This is a genomic window from Pseudomonas chaetocerotis, from assembly GCF_015712105.2.
GTDB lineage: Bacteria > Pseudomonadota > Gammaproteobacteria > Pseudomonadales > Pseudomonadaceae > Aquipseudomonas > Aquipseudomonas chaetocerotis.
In genome coordinates this window covers 143,841-160,055 of the sequence record NZ_JACFYX020000009.1, presented here as the reverse complement: position 1 = coordinate 160,055, position 16,215 = coordinate 143,841, and the positions used below count along the sequence as shown (strand labels likewise).

The 16,215-nt window shown below is 62.5% G+C and carries 21 protein-coding genes; 5 read left to right on the top strand and 16 right to left on the bottom strand.

The features are described 5' to 3' along the window. Window positions 1–25: 25 nt before the first annotated feature. Together H3221_RS17240 and H3221_RS17235 are read right to left on the bottom strand one after the other, a co-directional pair. Complete coding sequence (locus H3221_RS17240; protein WP_196475837.1) at window positions 26–901, bottom strand: SMP-30/gluconolactonase/LRE family protein; 876 nt, start codon at window positions 899–901, stop codon at window positions 26–28. Between the two features lie 50 nt (window positions 902–951). Then, a complete protein-coding gene (locus tag H3221_RS17235) occupies window positions 952–1,779 on the bottom strand; it encodes an NAD-dependent epimerase/dehydratase family protein (RefSeq protein ID WP_196475836.1) in 828 nt (275 codons plus the stop codon). A 376-nt stretch (window positions 1,780–2,155) separates the two neighbouring features. On the opposite strand from H3221_RS17235, the gene H3221_RS17230 reads away from it, so the two are divergent. After that, window positions 2,156–3,181: a LacI family DNA-binding transcriptional regulator gene (locus tag H3221_RS17230; RefSeq protein WP_196475835.1), complete on the top strand. Its 1,026-nt coding sequence runs from the start codon at window positions 2,156–2,158 to the stop codon at window positions 3,179–3,181. Between the two features lie 5 nt (window positions 3,182–3,186). Here the strand turns inward: H3221_RS17230 and H3221_RS17225 are convergent, their stop codons facing one another. The 4 genes from H3221_RS17225 to H3221_RS17210 all read right to left on the bottom strand — a co-directional run bounded on the left by H3221_RS17225 (window position 3,187) and on the right by H3221_RS17210 (window position 7,709). Beyond that, window positions 3,187–4,290 carry a DUF1513 domain-containing protein gene (locus H3221_RS17225; protein WP_196475834.1) on the bottom strand — a complete coding sequence of 368 codons (1,104 nt, stop codon included), beginning with the start codon at window positions 4,288–4,290 and terminating at the stop codon, window positions 3,187–3,189. 2 nt (window positions 4,291–4,292) lie between these two features. Further along, window positions 4,293–5,354, bottom strand: a complete 1,062-nt coding sequence (locus H3221_RS17220; protein WP_196475833.1) for an imelysin family protein — start codon at window positions 5,352–5,354, stop codon at window positions 4,293–4,295. A 10-nt stretch (window positions 5,355–5,364) separates the two neighbouring features. Continuing rightward, window positions 5,365–6,744: a di-heme oxidoreductase family protein gene (locus H3221_RS17215; RefSeq protein ID WP_224490669.1), complete on the bottom strand. Its 1,380-nt coding sequence runs from the start codon at window positions 6,742–6,744 to the stop codon at window positions 5,365–5,367. 149 nt (window positions 6,745–6,893) lie between these two features. Next, on the bottom strand, window positions 6,894–7,709 hold the full coding sequence (locus H3221_RS17210) for an SH3 domain-containing protein (protein WP_196475831.1): 816 nt from the start codon (window positions 7,707–7,709) through the stop codon (window positions 6,894–6,896). A 145-nt stretch (window positions 7,710–7,854) separates the two neighbouring features. Here H3221_RS17210 and H3221_RS17205 point away from each other — a divergent pair, with 145 nt between their 5' ends. Continuing rightward, complete coding sequence (locus H3221_RS17205) at window positions 7,855–8,565, top strand: AzlC family ABC transporter permease (RefSeq protein WP_196475830.1); 711 nt, start codon at window positions 7,855–7,857, stop codon at window positions 8,563–8,565. Further along, the gene (locus H3221_RS17200) at window positions 8,565–8,894 is read left to right on the top strand and encodes an AzlD domain-containing protein (RefSeq protein WP_196475829.1); all 330 of its coding nucleotides are present in this window, start codon (window positions 8,565–8,567) and stop codon (window positions 8,892–8,894) included. Before H3221_RS17205 ends, H3221_RS17200 begins: the two co-directional genes overlap by 1 nt. A 25-nt stretch (window positions 8,895–8,919) precedes the next feature. Here H3221_RS17200 and H3221_RS17195 read toward each other — a convergent pair whose 3' ends face one another. The 8 genes from H3221_RS17195 to H3221_RS17160 all read right to left on the bottom strand — a co-directional run bounded on the left by H3221_RS17195 (window position 8,920) and on the right by H3221_RS17160 (window position 13,477). Beyond that, entirely contained in the window at window positions 8,920–9,507 is a 588-nt protein-coding gene (locus H3221_RS17195) for a putative glycolipid-binding domain-containing protein (RefSeq protein ID WP_196475828.1), read from the bottom strand. A gap of 163 nt (window positions 9,508–9,670) precedes the next feature. Next, a complete protein-coding gene (locus H3221_RS17190) occupies window positions 9,671–10,012 on the bottom strand; it encodes a HopJ type III effector protein (protein ID WP_196475827.1) in 342 nt (113 codons plus the stop codon). After that, entirely contained in the window at window positions 10,009–10,302 is a 294-nt protein-coding gene (locus H3221_RS17185; RefSeq protein ID WP_196475826.1) for a DUF1244 domain-containing protein, read from the bottom strand. The genes H3221_RS17190 and H3221_RS17185 overlap by 4 nt, the downstream gene beginning before the upstream one ends. Before the next feature lie 75 nt (window positions 10,303–10,377). After that, window positions 10,378–10,749 (bottom strand): dihydroneopterin triphosphate 2'-epimerase, encoded by a 372-nt coding sequence (gene folX / locus H3221_RS17180; protein WP_003462464.1) that lies wholly within the window; start codon window positions 10,747–10,749, stop codon window positions 10,378–10,380. After that, complete coding sequence (gene folE / locus H3221_RS17175; RefSeq protein ID WP_160019729.1) at window positions 10,749–11,309, bottom strand: GTP cyclohydrolase I FolE; 561 nt, start codon at window positions 11,307–11,309, stop codon at window positions 10,749–10,751. Before folE ends, folX begins: the two co-directional genes overlap by 1 nt. Before the next feature lie 22 nt (window positions 11,310–11,331). Continuing rightward, window positions 11,332–12,042 carry a dihydromonapterin reductase gene (folM, locus tag H3221_RS17170; RefSeq protein ID WP_196475825.1) on the bottom strand — a complete coding sequence of 237 codons (711 nt, stop codon included), beginning with the start codon at window positions 12,040–12,042 and terminating at the stop codon, window positions 11,332–11,334. Between the two features lie 317 nt (window positions 12,043–12,359). Then, on the bottom strand, window positions 12,360–12,926 hold the full coding sequence (locus H3221_RS17165; RefSeq protein WP_196475824.1) for an antibiotic biosynthesis monooxygenase: 567 nt from the start codon (window positions 12,924–12,926) through the stop codon (window positions 12,360–12,362). A gap of 113 nt (window positions 12,927–13,039) precedes the next feature. After that, the gene (locus H3221_RS17160) at window positions 13,040–13,477 is read right to left on the bottom strand and encodes a thiol-disulfide oxidoreductase DCC family protein (protein WP_196475823.1); all 438 of its coding nucleotides are present in this window, start codon (window positions 13,475–13,477) and stop codon (window positions 13,040–13,042) included. A gap of 89 nt (window positions 13,478–13,566) precedes the next feature. Between H3221_RS17160 and H3221_RS17155 the strand changes: the two genes are divergently transcribed. Further along, entirely contained in the window at window positions 13,567–14,520 is a 954-nt protein-coding gene (locus H3221_RS17155) for a MerR family transcriptional regulator (RefSeq protein WP_196475822.1), read from the top strand. 21 nt (window positions 14,521–14,541) lie between these two features. Here the strand turns inward: H3221_RS17155 and H3221_RS17150 are convergent, their stop codons facing one another. Together H3221_RS17150 and H3221_RS17145 are read right to left on the bottom strand one after the other, a co-directional pair. Continuing rightward, entirely contained in the window at window positions 14,542–15,150 is a 609-nt protein-coding gene (locus H3221_RS17150) for a hypothetical protein (RefSeq protein WP_196475821.1), read from the bottom strand. A gap of 65 nt (window positions 15,151–15,215) precedes the next feature. Further along, window positions 15,216–15,662: a PAS domain-containing protein gene (locus tag H3221_RS17145; RefSeq protein WP_160019724.1), complete on the bottom strand. Its 447-nt coding sequence runs from the start codon at window positions 15,660–15,662 to the stop codon at window positions 15,216–15,218. A 102-nt stretch (window positions 15,663–15,764) separates the two neighbouring features. On the opposite strand from H3221_RS17145, the gene H3221_RS17140 reads away from it, so the two are divergent. Then, complete coding sequence (locus H3221_RS17140; RefSeq protein WP_196475820.1) at window positions 15,765–16,214, top strand: flavodoxin; 450 nt, start codon at window positions 15,765–15,767, stop codon at window positions 16,212–16,214. The last annotated feature ends 1 nt before the right edge of the window (window position 16,215 follow it).

The following is a 16,215-nucleotide window of genomic DNA, read 5'->3' as shown; positions in this document are numbered from 1 at the left end:
CGCGAGCGGCCCGGGGTGAATCGGATCAGGGTTGGACGGCAGGCTCCTCGATGCCACGCACACCGGCCTGCAGGGCGAATACACCACCTGCCAGTGGCTGGTCGGAGAGATCGCCGCCGGGGCGGATCGAGGTCACGTAAAGGGTGTCCAGATTGGCGCCACCGAAGGCGCACATGGCGGGCTTCTTCACCGGCACGGCGAGCGAGCGATCCAGGCGGCCGTCGGGGGTGAAGCGGTGGACCAGACCTTCGTCGTTGCCGCAGATCCAGTAGCAGCCGTCGACATCCATCGCCGCGCCATCGGGGCGGCCCGGGTGCTGTGTCATGTCGATGAACAGGCGGCGGTTGTGCGGCGTGCCGCTGTCGATGTCGTAGTCGAAGGCCCAGACGCTCTGCACGCTTGGATGCGAGTCAGACAGGTACATGATGCGGCCGTCGGGGCTGAAGGCCAGGCCATTGGGCACGATGAATTCGTCGAGCACCTGTTGCAACTGACCGTCGTAGCGATACAGCGCGCCGACGCGGGCACCGGCGGCCATATCCAGCAGCATGGTGCCGGCCCAGAAGCGACCCTGGCGGTCGCAGCGACCGTCGTTGAAGCGCATCTGCGGGCGGGCATGTTCGACCTGTGCCAGGCGCTCTGCCTGTACGCTGCCATCGTCTTGCGGACGCAGATGGAAGATGCCGCTCTGCATACCGGCGATCCAGCCGCCGGCAGGATGCATGGCGATGCAGGCGAGCATCTCGTCGGCCTGCCAGCTCTGCGTCTTGCCGTCGGCCGCGGACCAGCGGTGCAGGCGGGCGGCAGGGATGTCGACCCAGTAAAGAGCCTGTTCGGCAGCGTTCCACACTGGGCTTTCACCCGTGGCGTTGCGCGCATCGACAATCAGTTCGGCTGTCATGGCTGTGGCGCTCTACGTGTTGTTATGGCTTGGGGCGTCGAGGGGGCTGTTCAGTCGTCGCCGAACGGGCCGGCGGCAACGAAGGCCCCACCCTGGTAGATGCGCGCCGGATCGTCAGCGGCCGGCATGGGCTGCGCTTGAACCTTGTCGCGGAAGACTTCCGAGCTGTCCTTGGGCGTAAAGCCCAGGTGCGCGGCCTTGCTGTTGTCCCACCACACATCGCGGTTATCCGACATGCCGTAAACCACGGTGTGGCCGACGTTCTCGGTGTAGAGGCAGCGTTCGAGCAGGTGGGTAAGGTCGTCGTAGCTCAGCCAGGTGCTCATCATGCGGCGGTTGGCGGGTTCGGGGAACGAGGAGCCGATGCGGATGCTGACGGTTTCGATGCCGTAGCGGTCGAAGTAGAAGCTGGCCATGTCCTCGCCATAGGACTTGGACAGGCCGTAATAGCCATCCGGGCGACGCAGGCAGTTGGCGTCGAGGTGTTCGTCCTGCTTGTAGAAACCGATGACGTGGTTGGAGCTGGCGAACACCACGCGCTTCACACCATGGCGGCGGGCCGCTTCGTAGACATGGAATACGCCGCAGATGTTGGCGCCGAGAATTTCTTCGAAGGGGCGCTCGACCGAGACGCCACCGAAGTGCAGGATGGCGTCGACGCCTTCGATCAGTTGATGCACGGCGGCTTTGTCTGCCAGATCACAGCGCACCACTTCTTCGTGGGGGCCGGCAGCCGGTGCCATCTCGCCGATGTCGGACAGACGCAGGACAGTGGCGTAGGGGCGCAGACGTTCGCGCAGTACCTTGCCCAGCCCGCCGGCAGCGCCGGTCAGCAGCAGGCGATTGAAGGGGCGCAGTTCGCTGGAGATCGTGGTCATGGCGGGGCCTGGACTCTTGTTGCTTGTTGTTATTGGTTTGTCATACGTTGTCGTATGACTTGGGCCGATTATCAGCACCATCCCAGGTAATGTCAACGCGACAGTGGGGGGAAATTGAGGTCTTCAGTCTGCGTTTCACTGAGCAGCTCCAACCTGTAAAACACTCATGATTAGTAAGGGAAACTACAGCTCGGTAGGCTCTAATACGGTGTTTTCTTGTGTTCGTACAGTGTATTTGAACATCGCGCGAGTGGTCTCAGGCAGGTGCAGGCCCGGCATTCGCGGAGCTTATATGACTAAAGTTGTATGATAACGTATCTCGGCTGAGATGAAGTGCCTCTATGATGCGAGGTGCTCGAATGACTGGAGGCGTGACATGAGCAGGAAACCTGCTGGCATCCGCAGCAGTGCGGTCCCGACACTGATCGATGTCGCCAGGGTGGCGGGGGTGTCGCCGATCACCGTATCGCGAGCACTGGGCCGCCCCGAAGTGGTTGCCGATACCACCCGCAAGCGCGTATTGGAGGCGGTACGGGCGACCGGTTATGTGCCCAATCTCGCGGCAGGCTCTCTGGCGTCCAGTCGCAGCAGGCTGGTGGCGATCTTCCTGCCGACCATTGCCAACTCGATTTTCGCTGACACCGTGCAGGCGCTGACTGACCGCCTCGCGGCTGCCGGTTACCAGACCTTGCTGGGCCTTACCGGCTACAGCCCCGAGCAGGAGGAAGCCTTGCTCGAGGCAGTGTTGGGTCGTCGACCGGACGGTATCGTGCTGACTGGCACCGAGCACACCTTGGCGAGCCGTGAGCGCCTGGCGCGAGTCGGTATCCCGCTGGTCGAGGCTTGGGATCTGTGTGAGCACCCGGTGGACATGCTGGTCGGCTTTTCGCACGAGGCCGTGGGCCAGGCGGTGGCGCGCTATCTGATCGGCAAGGGCTACCGCCGGGTCTCGGCGGTGGGCATCGATGACCCGCGTGGCATGCGTCGTTATCGCAGTCTGGTCGGCGCGCTGCAGGGGCACGTTGCAGCGCCGGTGGCGGCTCAGATCCTGCCTGCGCCGGCGACCTTGGCGGTTGGCCGCGAAGGCCTGGCGCGCCTGCTGCAGGAGGGTGCCGCTGGCGAGGTGGTGGTTTGCAGCTCCGACACCGTGGCACAAGGCGTGATGGCCGAGGCGCTCAGCCGTGGCCTGCGCATTCCTCAAGATCTTGCCGTGATGGGTTTCGGCGACCTGTCCAGTGCGGCGCACACATACCCGCCGCTTTCCACCGTGCGGGTGGACGGACCGCGCATCGGCTGCGCTATCGCCGATGCCCTGCTGGCACGCTTCGCCGAACCGGCGGCGGCACGCCAGCCACTGCGGCTGGACGTCGGGTTCGAACTGATCGAGCGCGGCAGCGCCTGAGCCCGTCAGGCCAGGCGCAAGTGGTTGTCCCACAAGCCGGCGGGTAGCTGCAGGGCGTTGGTGACGATGCGCTCACCGCGGCAGTCGTACAGCCGGCAGCGTCCCTGGCCCGAAGTGACCACGAAACCGTCGGCAACCGCGCCGACGCCTGCGCAGTCTGGCAATTGCACATCCAGACGCACCTGGGCGCTGTCCAGATCCCAGATGAAGAAGCGGTTGCCGCGCGGTGCGGTCATCGCCAACAGGCGCAATTCATCGTGGATCGCCACGCTGGCGGTGTACTGGTTCATGGCCACGCGTTGCGTCTCGCCCAGGGCGAAAGGCTGGAACGGTTGGCCGGGGCGCTTGATCGCCAGCAGCGGCACCTGATCATGCAGGTCGCCCATGTACTGCTGGCCGCTGACCACCGTGCCGTCCCGGGCCACGGCCAGGTGGCGGATGCTGTTGCGCTGGTCGGCCAGGTACTCCTGGCTGACCAGGCTGCCGTCGCGCCTGATCAGCACCAGGCTGGCCTGCATGGCGTCGAGATTCATGTCCACGCGGCTTTCCGCTTCAGTGCGAATGCCGCCATTGGCCACCACCAGGGTTTCGCCATCGGGCATCCACAGCAGCTGGTGCGGGCCGACGCCGTGGCTGCTGTGCTCACCGTCACGCAGCAGATGCTCACCTTGCAGGCGATAAACGCCAATGACGCCCCGGCCTGGCTCGGTGGTGTCGTTCTCGGTGGCGTACAGCCACTCACCGCCCTTGTGGAACACCGCATGGCCGTTGAAGTGGCGGCTGGTCGGCGAGCTGAGCGTCTGCAGCAGGCGACCGTCGCGCGTGTCGATCAGGTAGCTTTCGGTACTCGGGCGGCGGCCGACGAACAGCGCCATGGGCAAGCTCGGGTGCGGCACCACATCGTGGCAGCGCTCGTTCACCTGTATGGCGAAGGCGCGTTCGCCGTCGAGGCGATAGCCGACCGCATAGTGTTTGCCGTCACCGTCGTCACGGGCCGACAAAAGCAGCGGCTGTCCCGATGGGCCCAATAGCGTCCAGCCACCGAAGGCGCCGGCCGCCGCCAGGCTGGCAGCCGCGGCGCTGAGGCCGAGGAAGGTCCTGCGTTGCATGCTCAGTCCCCGTCGTGGGCGTTGAAGCCGATCTGCACGTTGAGCGCCTTGGCCAGTTCGCCTTCCTGCAGGCGGTGCAGGCGATTGAGGCTGTCGTAAAGCTCGTTCAGGGCAGTGCGACCGGCTGCATCGGCGAGCAGCTCACCCAGGGGGCTGTCGAGTGCTGCCAGGCGTTGGCGGGTGTCCTGGTAAGCGGCGTCGATACGTTTTGCCAAGTCAGCCTGGTCGTCGCCCAGCAGTGACTGAATACCGTCACGGTTGCTGCCGTGCCACAGCAATTCGGCGTTGGCCAGTGCGGCGCCCTGGTTGGCCAGGCTGCTGGCACTACGCCAGGCTTCGGCCTGGTAAGGCTGGGCGATGCCCTTGCTCTGCCGACCCATCGGGGCGCCGAGTTTCTTCTTCAGGCCATCCAGGGCGCTGACCTGAACGCGCAGCAGTTCGGCGATCGCTTCGTTGGAGTCGGCGTAGCGCTCGTTGGGGAATGTCTTCAGCTGTTCGGCCATGCCAGGTTTGGCCTGCCATTCGCCGACGATCTGCGCCGCCAGAGCCTGCTGGTGCTTACCGATGGCTTGCAGCAGTGGGCAATAGCGCGCTTTCTGTTCGGCCTGGGCGAGGTCCAGATTGGGGTCGAACAGCATGTATTCGTAGGCGGTGAGGCCCTGAACCACCACGCTGGCATTGGACAGGTCATCCGCGCTCAGCTGCGGCTTGTTCTTCAGCAGGGCTTCGACCTGGCGCTGTACCAGGTTTTTCTTGTCAGGCCAGAACTGGATCTGCCAGGCGCGGTTGCCTTCGGCCAGCGGCCCGATCAGCAATGGCTGCAGGCCGGCCCAGGCGCTCTGTGCCCCGAGAAAGGCCTGGCGAGCGGCACTCAGATCGGTGCTGCCTGCGCAGAAGGCTTCGGCACTCGCCGCCAGTTGACGGTCAGCTTCCTGCCAACTGCTGTAAGCCGGTAACAGGACGCCATCGGTCAGCGCGGCACTGACCTTGGCTTGCGGGTCCTGCTGGCCACAGCCGACCAGGGCCAGGCCGAGCAGAGAGGCGATCAGGGTTTTGTGCAACATCGCAGGCTCCTCAGAGGGAATTCAGGAAGGCGAGCAGCGCTGCTCGCTCGTCGGCATCGAATTTCAGCACATGCAGCTTGGCCGCTTCGGCCTCGCCACCGTGCCAGAGAATGGCTTCCAGCAGGTTGCGCGCACGGCCGTCATGCAGGAACTGAGTGTGACCATTGACTGCTTGCGTCAGGCCAATGCCCCACAACGGCGCCGTGCGCCATTCGTGACCGGTGGCGAGAAATTCATCGCGGCCATCGGCCAATCCATCGCCCATGTCGTGCAGCAGCATGTCTGTATAAGGACGGATCAACTGGTTGGCCAGTTCCGGCTCCGCCGCATCGGCCGACGTGGTGAAGCTGGGTGTATGGCATTTCTGGCAGCCGGCCTGATGGAACAGGTTCTTGCCCTTGAGCACCTCGGGCGCGTCGACGTCACGCCGCGCCGGCACGCCCAGGTTACGGCTGTAGAACAGTACGCTGGCCAGGATATTGTCGCTGACCTCCGGTTCGCCGCCATGGGGCGCGGCCAGGCAATCGCCCTGTGCCGCCGTGCAGTTGTCGTGAGGGATCAGCGAGCTGGTCAGGCCCATGTCATTGGCGAAGGCATCGGCATTCTGCTGATTGAGATTGGGCTGACCAGCCTTCCAGCCAAAACGGCCGAGCACGCTGCGCTGCTGCTGACGGTCCCAGACCCTGTTGGGGCGACCGGAGATGCCATCGCCATCGGCGTCGTCCGGGTCGGCGCCGGCCAGGATATCCGCTTCGGCAATGGCTTCGAGCAGGCCGAGGCCGATCATCGGCGGGGCGATACGTGTGGAGAACAAGGTATCGGCGCGCATGGCCCCATAGCCGAGCTGGCTGATTTCCAACTGCGGCTTGCGCAACTCCACCCGTGTGCCGTCGGCGAAGCGCACGGGCACGTTGCTGTAAGTCACGCGGACCTTGCCTTCGGGCGCTACGCCAGGATTGGCCATGTCCTGCAGTTGGGTGCCGTAGCTGGGTTCGGCGACGACGCCCTGGCGCACCAGCATTTCGGCATGCTCGGGGCCGGCCGGCACTGAAAGGCGCACCAACATCGAGGCGGCGCTGACTGCATCCGGCCCCGGTGGATGGCCACGGCCATCCTTGATGTGGCAGTTCTGGCAGGCGTTGGTATTGAACAGCGGGCCCAGGCCATCGCGAGCGGTGGTGGTGGCTGGCGCCGTGACCCAGGGATTGCGGAAGAAGCTGTTGCCCACTGCAAAATCCAGGCGACGGCTTGGCGCGAGGTTGGCCGAGGGCAGGGAGAAGGCGTTGTGATCGAACTTGCGTACCGTCGCCGCACCGGCAGACAGGGCCTCGCCAGGTTCTGGCGCAGTGAAGTGCGGTTGCTGCTCGCAAGCGATCAGAGTCAGGACCATGAAGGGCAGCAGGCAGCGCTGGAGCGGCGACATCGATGAACAATCCGAACGGCAGGAAAGCGGGGCGCCAAGATTAGCAGGCTAACGTAATTTAAATAAGATGGATTAGCGTTAGCTGGACGTGGCCAGAGGTCGCGGCTGCATCCTCCTCATCGAGATGACGCAGACGCATCTTGCACGGGACGCTGAGCGCCGGGCCTGTTCACTTCGATGTACCACTTTGGCTGCATGGCGCCGAAGTCGGTGCGGACGTTCGAGGGCAGGTAGCTGGCCGAATCCAATACGTGCATATGACCTAGCGAGCGTTCGAAGACCACCCAGTGCCAGAAGTCGCGATCGTTCTCCTGGTGGTGCTTGATGGCCAGCAGAGCCAGATCCGGCAGGCGCTCCCACGATACGAAGGGCGCTTCGCCTGGGGCGGCCGTCGCACCTCCCGTGGCCAGCAGACGCCTGACGTACTGGCTGTCGGACCACAAGGATTCGTCCTCGGCATCAATGCCCATGGCGTTGGCGATTGCCTTCATCGCGGCGTAGGTCGTGCCGAGAATGTTGGCTGCTGCGGCAATACCGCAGCCGCTGACTTCTTCTTGTACGACACAGTTGGGCGTGTATTCGGTGAGATTGGCCTGAGGCACCCAGCCTGATTCCACGCCATCTTCGCGTGTACACCAGAACCAGCCATTGAGGCTGCGCGACGCGCTCAGCCGCTCACCGACACGTACATCGAGTTCACGAGCGGTATAGGCCGCGCGTGCGCGGGCGTGCAGGTCATCGAGCCGTTCGATGACCTGGCCGGGAACCCAGCCAGCTTCCTGGCCAGGTGTGGTGCAGAGGAACCAGTTATCCCAGCCTTCGTCGCCCTGATACGCCTCGCCAACCGTGAGCGGCGCACCCTCGGTGAAAGTGATCGGGTTGGGAAATTCGCTAATGTGGGCCGTGGTGACGATGAAAGTTCGCAGATCCATATGCATCCAGCTGAGGTGATCCGTGGAGAGGGCGTCACACAATAGAAGAGATGCCCTCGTTGGCCCAGCCTCTTTTCATTTAGAGCAAGAACGTTCAAGACCTGCTCGAGGCGCTTGGCTAAGCTCGCCTGCTCAAGGAGGTTCCATGTCTCGTCATAAAGAGTTCACTCAGGGCGCCCGCGATATGCTGCCGATGCTGCTCGGCGCCATTCCTTTCGGCATCATCTTCGGCAGCCTGGCAGGTGCTGCCGGGCTCGATCCCTGGCAGACGCAGGGCATGTCCTTGCTGGTATTCGCAGGCTCAGCGCAGTTCATCGCCATCAGCCTGTTGAGCGGCGGCGCCGGTATTGCGGTGGTGTTGCTGACCACCTTCGTGGTCAATCTGCGCCATGCACTGTATAGCGCCAGCTTGCAGCCATACGTGCGCCATTTGCCCAAGCGCTGGCGCATGCCACTGGCTTTCTGGCTTACCGACGAGGCCTACGCGGTGGTGGTACAGCGCTATGCGCGCGGCGATAGAGAACCCTATCGCCATTGGTACTTTCTTGGCGCGGCACTGGCCATGTACTGCAACTGGCAGCTGTGCACGCTGGTCGGCGTGCTGTTTGGCCAGGCGGTGCCGAACATCGGTGAATGGGGGCTGGATTTCGCCATGCTGGCGACCTTCATCGGTATCGTCGTGCCCATGCTGCGCAATCAGCCGCAGGTCGCGGCGGCCCTGGTCGCTGCAGGTGTGGCGCTGGCATGTCATGAACTGCCGTACAAGCTCGGGCTAATGGCTGCCGCGGCCAGTGGCATCGTCGTCGGCGTGTGGTTGGAACGGCGCAAGCCGGTACTGCAGGAGGAGTTGGTCTGATGGATATCTGGTTGCTGATCCTGGGCATGCTGGCGATCACCTTCGTCACCCGCTACAGCCTGTTTGCGTTCCCTGATCTGGGTTTTCCGCCATTGATCAGGCAGGGGCTGCATTACGTGCCGACTGCAGTGCTGACGGCCATTGTCGTGCCCGGCATGCTCATGCCGGACGGGCAGACTTGGTCGCTGAGCTGGAACAACGCCTACCTGCTGGCGGGCCTGGTTGCCATTGCCATCGCCGCTTTCACGCGGCACCTGCTGGCAACCATTGGAGGTGGATTGCTGGTGTTCTTCATACTGCGCTGGGCGTTCGGGCAACTGCCGATCTGAGTGGTACCGGCCGTAGGGTGCGCCGTTACACCAGTGCGCTGACTTTCAGGTCGCGCTGGCTCAAGCGCAGGTACTGCTGGTCGGCCTTGAGCAGCAGCGCGTGGTCGTCGACGCTCAGTTCTTCATGAGCATGACCTTCTGCCTGGCTGCGGTAGAGGCTTTCACCTGGGTGGCGACGCAGGCACTGGTAGCGCTGCCGGCGTGGTTCCACCTTGAGGCTGAGCATGTCGATATAGGCGACTTGCATCTCATCGCTCTGGCCAGTCTCCAGCGCACTGCGCTGCAGGGCAGGTGTGTGGGTGAAGGGCGAGGCCGAGAACATGACATGTTGGCATTGCAGCAGATCAGCGCGCGGTTCACCGTTGAGCAGCCAGTTGCCACGCAGATCACGCTGTAGGCAGAGGTTGCGCTGGCCATGGTTGTCGACCTTGAGCCAGAGGCGGCGGAAGCGCCAGCCCGGATCGCAATCGATCATGTAATTGGCAACGATGCTGTTGCCCTTGATGACCTGCATGAGATGGCTGGTGGCTTGGATGCCATTGGCATCCTGACTCAGGCGCAGGGTTTCCACGCCAGGATTGCACCACGGTTTCCATACCAGGGTTTGCTGCATCGGTCGACTCCATGCCGAGCGCGAAACAGGAGGGAAGGGCGGCAGCTGCGCGCAGAACACGTTCCCTCGTGTTCCATGTTGTGATGGCGCGCAGCATAGCGTGATGGCAATGTGATGTCTGTCAGCCTTTGCCGACAGTTGCGCAGTTTTTTGCGCTACAGATTCAGATTCTGGGTTTGAGCGGTTGCTGCTCGAACTTCACGCCGTCCAGGCCGTGGTTCATCAGTGCGCGAATGTTGCCGTGATCACTGCCTTGTGGCGTGGCCAGCACGCTGCGGTAGTGCTCGCCGAAGGCGCGCAGCGCTTCGTCCTTGCTCAAGCCTTCCAGCAGGGCCAGGCCCAGGGTCTTGCAGGAGCCTTCGTTCTGTCCGGCAGCGTTCTCCACATCACCGTTACGGAAGGCACTGGGTTGATAGTCGTAGTGCTCGGCGACGAAGGCCAGGGTTTCGCTGAAGGCGTAGTCGTCTTGTTGCAGGCGCTTGCGCAGCTCGTTGAGCGCGGTCATTCATGCTTTCCTTTGGTAAATGCGGCTTTCTGCTCGGCCGAGGCTTCTTGCTGATACTTGGCCTTCCAGTCGGCATAGGGCATGCCGTACACGGTCTCGCGGGCCTGGTCGGCGCTGACGTCGACACCAAGGTCGTCGGCGGCGGCCTTGTACCATTTGGACAGGCAGTTGCGACAGAAACCAGCCAGATTCATCAGTTCGATGTTCTGCACGTCAGGACGGCTGCGCAGGTGCTGCACCAGTGCGCGAAAGGCTGCAGCTTCCAGTTCGAGGCGTTCTTGCTCGGTCATGGTGGGCTCTCCGGGAATGGGTGGCGGCGATGATAAGAGCCTCGCCGGAGAGCGGCAAGCCGCTGAAAGCGGCTGTCAGCGATGACCGGCGAGCGTGATGGAGACAGACTCGGCGAAACGCAGGGCATGGGGTTTGTCTACTTCCACTTCGGCGTAACGCACGGCCTGATGGGTCATCACCAGGTCGAGAATCTCCTGAGTCAGGCGTTCGAGCAGGGCGAAGCGATTGCCTTCGACATGAGCGATGATGGCCTTGGTGATGGTGCGGTAGTTCAGCGCATGCTCGATATCGTTGACCTCGACCGCATCGACGGCGGGGTAGAGGATGGTCAGGTTGATCAACACGTCCTGCTTGTTGTTGATCTCTTCTTCCTTGATGCCGATGTAGGTGCGCAGGCGCAGGTCCTTGACGCGGATGCGCGCCATTCCGGGTTCCAGTCGCGGCATTAGTTGCTCCGTCCGATCAATTGCAGAAATTCGTGGCGAGTGTTGCAGGACTCGCGGAAGGCGCCAAGCATCACCGAGCTGCTCATCACCGAATTCTGCTTCTCAACGCCGCGCATCATCATGCACATGTGCTTGGCCTCGATCACCACCGCCACACCAGCGGCATTGGTCACGCGAGCGATGGCATCGGCGATCTGCTTGGTGAGGTTTTCCTGGATCTGCAGGCGCCGCGCGTACATGTCGACGATGCGCGCCACCTTGGATAGCCCGAGCACCTTGCCGGTGGGGATGTAGGCGACATGCGCCTTGCCGATGAAGGGCAGCAGATGGTGTTCGCACAGCGAGTACAGCTCGATGTCCTTGACGATCACCATCTCGTCGTTGTCGGACTCGAACAGCGCACCGTTGACGATCTCCTCCAGCGACTGCTGGTAACCATGGCAGAGGTACTGCATGGCTTTGGCCGCGCGTTTGGGCGTATCGAGCAGACCCTCGCGCTCCGGGTTTTCACCGAGGCCTACGAGAATTTCGCGGTATTGCTGGGAAAGGGGTTGGCTCATGGCAGTGTCCTGAGCAGTCGCCTCACTTGAGGTGGCGGCCGCCGTTGAGGGTAAGGGTCGTTCCGGTTACGTAGGCGTTGTCCAGCAGGTAGCGCAGGGTCTGGTAGAAGGCCAGCGGGCCGGGTTCTATGCCCAGCGCCGATTTGGCCAAGGTCTTGGCCCGGTAGGCGTCGTCGTCACCATCGTTGAACATCAACAGCGCCGGAGCGATGGTGTTGACCTTTATGCGTGGCGCCAAGCGCGCGGCGAACGACAACGTCAGGCTTTCCAGGCCCGCCTTGCTTGCGCAGTACGCGGGTCGATTGGCGCTGCCCTTGCGCACCACGTCGTCGCTCACGTGCACGATGTCGGCGTATTGCGACTGCAGCAGTAGCTCGCTGCAATGCAGGTTGATCAGGTAGGGCGCAAGCATGTGCACGCTGAACAGCTGGCGAAAGACCTGCGCTTCTTCGCCTGGCGTTTCCGCCAGCCACTGCGAGGCGTTGTGCACGATCGCGCGCAGGCCGCTGCACTGCGCCTTGACCTGCTCGATGAACGCCATGATGCCGCTCTCTTCACTGAAATCAGCCTGCAGGGCGATAGCACCGCGCTCACGCAGCTGCGCAATATCGTCACGCATCTGGCGGTAGCTGATGATCACCGGCTGCCCTTCGTCGAGCAGACGTTCGGCGCAGTAGAGGCCGACCCGCTGGCCGGCGCCGGTGATCAGAATTGGAAAGCTGGCAGCGCTCATGTGCAACTCGTGAGAAAGAAATGAAGGCCTGGCTCGTACGGCCTCGGGATACCTGACCAGTGGCAGGCGGTACTCACCAGGCCGTGGATAAAGCTATACCAGAGTTGCAAGTTGTACAACCATGTGCGACATGTGGTTTTGCTATCAGGCTCAGTGAATTTGCCTATCGCGCTGAATTTTAAAGTTTTTTAATGATGAGGCGGAGAAGGCTTTTTTGTGCTTTACCTGTACGCATTGTTGTTTTTGTACAGCTATTGGCCGTTTGTACAACGAAATCGGCCAGCGCGAGGCTGGCCGATGGATAGAAATGGATGCTTTCAGGGCTTGCCGATGCTGGCGGTTCGTCTGCCCAGGCGCTGAGGGTAGTTACCTTGTAGCCAGGGCTCCAGCAGGCGAGTGGAAAGGGGGATGAACCAGTAGGTCATCAGTGGCGTCAAGGCCAGTGTCGACAACAGCACGCGGGTGATCAACGAAAGCTCGGCCAGCCAGGGGCCCAGCAGCAGGTTGAAGGCCAGGGATACTGGAAAGAACGCCAGCCAGATCGCCACGCTCTGCTTCCAGCGCGGAGGTTGTCGATGGGCGCTGCCGAACCAGGCGTCAAGGCCGACGGCACGCTTTTCCTGCGGTTGGGCAAAAAGGCCCGCACCACGCTGCAGCCAGGCCTGGCGTGAGGCCGAGTGCTCCCAGGAAGCCATGGTCTGTTCGTCGCTGAAGCGGAAAACGATCTGGAACTCATCATCACCGGCAGGCGGTGCCAGTACGCCGGAGCCGAGGTAGCCAGGGAAATCGGTGGCCAGGTGTTCGCCTTCACGTAGCCAGGCGATGAAATCGTGATAACGGCCATTGGCAACGCGGCGCGCCACCATCAGGGTAACGGGGGACATTGTGTATCTCCTCGAGTGTTGCCGTCAGCCGGGGTATGGCGTTGGGCGTGGTCGAACACGGGGTGCTGTGCTCGACGAACAATGCAGCAAGGATTATTCCCGTTTTGCGGAAATTAGCCAGCCCTGCCTGATGGCGGACGTTGGCCGGAGCAAACCTTGCCTTTTCGGCAGCGTGTTGCACCGTCAGGGTGCGGAAGTCGCGCCAAATGGGGGCGCAGGCGGCAGAACAACCGATAGCCCCACTCCAGCAGCGGACGCAGCGGTCGCCAACGCAGCGGCGCGACCCAGGTTCCCAGTCCGGCCGCCTCCCAGCTCCACAAGCTGGCATCAAGGCCCAGCAACCACTCGCCATCGGCCCAGCGTGCGTGCAGACGATCCTGCATCGCGTTCAGGGATACACCCAGCGGTAGCGGATCGAAGTCAGCGGCGGCAATATCCACCAGCAGCAGTCGCTGTGGTGACGCATGCCGTCGAAGCATGCCGATTTCGCGTGCGCAGAGCGGACAGTCGCCGTCGTAGTAGAGGGTCAATGGCCAGGCAAGGTTGTGCATGAAATTACCTTGTACAGTTCTTGCACAATGTAAGCCTGCCTTAGCTGGGTTACAATGCCCTCATATTCGTTGCCGTGATGCCCGAAGCCATGCCAGAACTCGCCTCCGTCACATCGCTTGCGTCCAGCGCTTTGAAGCAGGAAGAGCTGTTCCCCATCCGCGAGGTTTCTCGTCTTACCGGCGTCAACCCGGTCACCCTGCGTGCCTGGGAGCGGCGCTACGGCCTGATTCAACCGACGCGTACCGACAGCGGCCATCGCCTCTACTCACAGGCCGATATCGATGCCGTGCGCAGCATCCTCGCCTGGATCGAGCGTGGCGTCGCGGTCAGCAAGGTAGGCTCGATCCTGGCCAAGAGCGCCAGCAGTCGCAGCGTCACCACGCCGGCCTACAACGAAGTCAGCAGTGACGACTGGAGTCAGTGGCAGGGCCAGGTGCGCAGTGCGCTGCAGACTTTCGATGAGCCTCGTCTCGAGCGTCTGTATGGGCAGATTTTCTCCTGCTATCCGCTGCCGGTGGTGTTCCAGGACATTTTCATGCCGGTCTGGCAGGAGTTGCTGCTGCGCCAGGACGAAGTCGGCCTGCGTGGCGAGTGGCTGATGCTCGACGGTTTCCTGCGTGGGCGCTGCTGGCAGCGTCTGCAATTGGGGCGCGATGATTCGCGTGAGCGCGTGCTGCTGGTGGCGCTGCCGGGTCACTGTCGGGAACTGGAGTTGCTGGTTGCAGCGTTGCTGTTAGGCAATCAGGACGTCGGCGTGTCGGTGATGGGCCCTGGCGTACCCATGACCGACCTGGCCCTGGTCTGTGAACGCATGCAGCCCCAGGCGCTGGTGGTCTTCAGCAATCAGCCGCCAGGTGAGGAGTTCCCGCGGCAACTGGCGCGCCTGGCGCTGGGGCTGGCATGTCCGCTGCTGCTGGCCGGTGACAGTGCCGATCTGGCAGAGGAGAGCCTGGCCGGTTCGCCCATTGCCTGCCTGGGTAATGAAGGACGCCTGATGCAGCGTCGTATGCAGCAGTTTCTGGCTGGCCATCTCGATACCTGAGGCGGCCCAGGTTACTGAGCTTCAGCTGACCGCTGCAGGCTGCGACTGTCGTTCGTTGTGCTGTTCGAAGAGGTACTGACGCAGGGTCTGTTCATCTTCCGTATGCAGCGTCTGCAGGTTGTAAGCGTAACGCTTCTGGCTGACGCGCCTTGCGAGCCGCGCGCGCAGTTGAACGCGGCGCTCCTGGGGCAGAAGCAGTTGCAGCAACTGATCCTTGGCCGGCGTGCCTGTTCTGCTGTATTCCACCAGGATTCCGTTGTTCGATAGCTCCAGCGCCTTCAGGCCACTGGGCTGCTCGCTGCCATCCAGCAGTGCCAGCGCTGTGGGCAGAACGAGACGCCATGGGCGTTCGTTCACCCCTTGTTCGAAGATCAGCGGTGCGCCCAGTTCCAGGCGCGACTGGCTGTGGCCGTCTTGGATCAGGTGCAGGGGAAAGCTCAGATGCTGATTGTCGGTATGCGTGTCCAGGCTTAGTTGCTCTTCGTTGCCCAGGCGTGCCAGAAGTTCGCTGAGTCGTTCGCCCAGAGCCAACTGCGGCGCAGCCTGAGGGCGCCGCTTTTGCGGAGGTTTGAAGAGGATCGTCTGGATGAAATCCAGTTCGTCCTTAGTGAGCAGCGGGTCGGTTTGCATGGGATGAGACTGCACGGGGTCAAACTCATCTGACTGCGCTGGCGAGGGATAGTTTTATCCGTTCGTCAGCTTTTAAGGCGCGCCAGCTCGGCTTTCAGCTCGGTGACCTCTGCCTCCAGCTCACGCACCCGCTGCTTGGCTTCGACCTGTTCGGTGACATCCTTCTGGATACCGATGTAGTAGGTCAGCTGGTCGCTTTCGTTGAGCACCGGCGTGATCGATAGCTCGTTCCAGAACGCGCTGCCATCTTTGCGGTAGTTACGAATGATCTGTCGGCAGGGCTTGTTCGCCTTGACCGCTTCGCGAATGGCCTGCAGGCCGAGCTGTGCGCGGTCATTGCCCTGGAGGAAACGGCAATCCTGGTAGAGGATGTCATCGCAGGGGTAGCCGGTCAGGCGCTCGAATGCCGCATTGGCGTAGATCAGAATATTGTCTTCGCCCTCCTGCTCGGCCACCACGATCCCATCGTTGGAGGCGTCGACTACCAGTTGCAGCAGTTTGGCATTGATCATGAGTCCGGTTCCGCGATGGATATGCGCTGCATTCTAAAACATCGGGTCGGCCTGTCCACTTGCGGCATAATACGCGGCGTTTTTCCTGTTTCCGGAGTTGTCATGAAAGTCGCCATTCTCTCGGGCTCGGTCTACGGCACGGCCGAGGAAGTCGCTCGCCACGCCGAGCGCCAGCTAAAGGCTGCCGGGCTGGATGCCTGGCATAAAGCGAACGTGAATATCGAGGAACTGCTGGCCTTCGCGCCGGATGCCTTCCTTACCGTCACGTCTACCACCGGTATGGGCGAACTACCGGATAACCTGCTGCCGCTGTACAGCGAAATCAGAGACCGTTTGCCGGCCTGGAGTGGCAAGCCGGCTGCAGTGCTGGCGCTGGGCGACTCCAGCTATGACACCTTCTGCGGTGGCGGTGAACTGATGCGTGAGTTGTATGCCGAGCTGGGCCTGCGCGAAGTGCTGGACATGCTGCGCCTCGACTCCAGTGAAACTGTCACGCCTGAAACCGATGCCGAACCCTGGCTGCAAGCCTTCGTGGCAGCGCTGAAGGCCTGAC

Coding starts and splice junctions, on each gene's coding strand:
- H3221_RS17195 (WP_196475828.1), bottom strand. CDS start 9,507: ATGCAGCAAACCCTGGTATGGAAACCGTGGTGCAATCCTGGCGTGGAA.
- H3221_RS17140 (WP_196475820.1), top strand. CDS start 15,765: ATGAAAGTCGCCATTCTCTCGGGCTCGGTCTACGGCACGGCCGAGGAA.
- H3221_RS17150 (WP_196475821.1), bottom strand. CDS start 15,150: ATGCAAACCGACCCGCTGCTCACTAAGGACGAACTGGATTTCATCCAG.
- H3221_RS17160 (WP_196475823.1), bottom strand. CDS start 13,477: ATGCACAACCTTGCCTGGCCATTGACCCTCTACTACGACGGCGACTGT.
- H3221_RS17155 (WP_196475822.1), top strand. CDS start 13,567: ATGCCAGAACTCGCCTCCGTCACATCGCTTGCGTCCAGCGCTTTGAAG.
- H3221_RS17210 (WP_196475831.1), bottom strand. CDS start 7,709: ATGGATCTGCGAACTTTCATCGTCACCACGGCCCACATTAGCGAATTT.
- H3221_RS17190 (WP_196475827.1), bottom strand. CDS start 10,012: ATGACCGCGCTCAACGAGCTGCGCAAGCGCCTGCAACAAGACGACTAC.
- folX (WP_003462464.1), bottom strand. CDS start 10,749: ATGCCGCGACTGGAACCCGGAATGGCGCGCATCCGCGTCAAGGACCTG.
- H3221_RS17165 (WP_196475824.1), bottom strand. CDS start 12,926: ATGTCCCCCGTTACCCTGATGGTGGCGCGCCGCGTTGCCAATGGCCGT.
- H3221_RS17220 (WP_196475833.1), bottom strand. CDS start 5,354: ATGTTGCACAAAACCCTGATCGCCTCTCTGCTCGGCCTGGCCCTGGTC.
- H3221_RS17230 (WP_196475835.1), top strand. CDS start 2,156: ATGAGCAGGAAACCTGCTGGCATCCGCAGCAGTGCGGTCCCGACACTG.
- H3221_RS17225 (WP_196475834.1), bottom strand. CDS start 4,290: ATGCAACGCAGGACCTTCCTCGGCCTCAGCGCCGCGGCTGCCAGCCTG.
- folM (WP_196475825.1), bottom strand. CDS start 12,042: ATGAGCGCTGCCAGCTTTCCAATTCTGATCACCGGCGCCGGCCAGCGG.
- H3221_RS17200 (WP_196475829.1), top strand. CDS start 8,565: ATGGATATCTGGTTGCTGATCCTGGGCATGCTGGCGATCACCTTCGTC.
- H3221_RS17215 (WP_224490669.1), bottom strand. CDS start 6,744: ATGGTCCTGACTCTGATCGCTTGCGAGCAGCAACCGCACTTCACTGCG.
- H3221_RS17185 (WP_196475826.1), bottom strand. CDS start 10,302: ATGACCGAGCAAGAACGCCTCGAACTGGAAGCTGCAGCCTTTCGCGCA.
- folE (WP_160019729.1), bottom strand. CDS start 11,309: ATGAGCCAACCCCTTTCCCAGCAATACCGCGAAATTCTCGTAGGCCTC.
- H3221_RS17235 (WP_196475836.1), bottom strand. CDS start 1,779: ATGACCACGATCTCCAGCGAACTGCGCCCCTTCAATCGCCTGCTGCTG.
- H3221_RS17205 (WP_196475830.1), top strand. CDS start 7,855: ATGTCTCGTCATAAAGAGTTCACTCAGGGCGCCCGCGATATGCTGCCG.
- H3221_RS17145 (WP_160019724.1), bottom strand. CDS start 15,662: ATGATCAATGCCAAACTGCTGCAACTGGTAGTCGACGCCTCCAACGAT.
- H3221_RS17240 (WP_196475837.1), bottom strand. CDS start 901: ATGACAGCCGAACTGATTGTCGATGCGCGCAACGCCACGGGTGAAAGC.